This is a genomic window from Priestia sp. P5_B4 (assembly GCF_056400385.1).
Window position 1 is genome coordinate 1 of record NZ_JBFULJ010001123.1, and the last position, 1042, is coordinate 1042.

Genomic DNA, 1042 nt, shown 5'->3' on the forward strand with positions numbered 1-1042 from the left:
AGCAGCAGTTTGTGAAAAAGAACTTCTCACACAAACTACTGCTGTTTKTTTCGTATTTTTCTTCTTTGGACGGCATAGATAATCAAACTGATCGCACAAAAAGCTAAAGTGATCTCAATCACGTCCGTATAAGAAGATGTCGTATTAAAAAAGGAACCGAAAATAAATAAAGCGAGCGTCCAAATAAAACCGAAAGAAAATGAGACTTTAATATAATGCCGATGCTTCATTCCGCTTGCTCCGAGAAAAAAAGGCATCACATGTCGCATTCCTGGTAAAAAGTAGCTTGCAATGATGGCGTGAGATCCATATTCTTGAATCGTTCGCTCGACTTTCATCACATTTTTTTCCCATCGCGGGCGTTTTAATAGCGCAAGCGCCTGAGCTGAAAAAAGACTGGCTATCAAAAACTTAAGATATAAGCTAATCATCATGCCGCTGTAGGTAAGTATAAAAGCTGGAATATACTGAACGGACGGAGATGTAGCCTGACTGCCCGCAAGCATAATATATACCGGGTCAGGAATAGGAGTAAGGTTGGCTCCGACTAAAATGATAAAAAAGAAATATCCGTAGCCTAATTGGTTAATGGCTCCGATAAGCTGATCAATCACGTTTTCTTCCTCCTTTCTTCATTAGAATACGAGAGAGTGACACACAGTGTTCGCTCAAAATAAAAATAAAGTATAGGTACGCACAACTTAGAAAAAAAGAGTTATAATAAATAAGAATGTACGTTCTTCTTTCGGGGATTAATTATACAGAAAGAGGTGATAGTATGAAAATGATGTACCCTAAAAACGGCAAAGTTATTCTTCATATTGATGCCAATGCTTTTTATGCATCTGTTGAAACCGCACATGATCATACGCTCAAAGATAAGCCTCTTGCTATTGCTGGCAATCCAAAGGAACGAAGAGGAATTGTTGTAACCTGTAACTATATTGCTCGTAAACGTGGAGTATATGCGCCAATGCCTCTTTGGGAAGCGAAAAGAAAATGCCCTGAGCTGGTTGTGATAAAACCTAATTTTCCATTATAT

General features: G+C 38.3%; 2 protein-coding genes. One reads left to right on the forward strand and one right to left on the reverse strand.

Translation table 11 applies throughout. The features are described from left to right. Positions 1-35 precede the first annotated feature (35 nt). On the reverse strand, positions 36-614 hold the full coding sequence (locus AC1DRF_RS29310; RefSeq protein ID WP_477742484.1) for a DedA family protein: 579 nt from the start codon (positions 612-614) through the stop codon (positions 36-38). Between the two features lie 164 nt (positions 615-778). On the opposite strand from AC1DRF_RS29310, the gene AC1DRF_RS29315 reads away from it, so the two are divergent. Then, positions 779-1042: Y-family DNA polymerase (locus AC1DRF_RS29315; protein ID WP_477742485.1), on the forward strand; the 264-nt coding region annotated here is incomplete at its 3' end.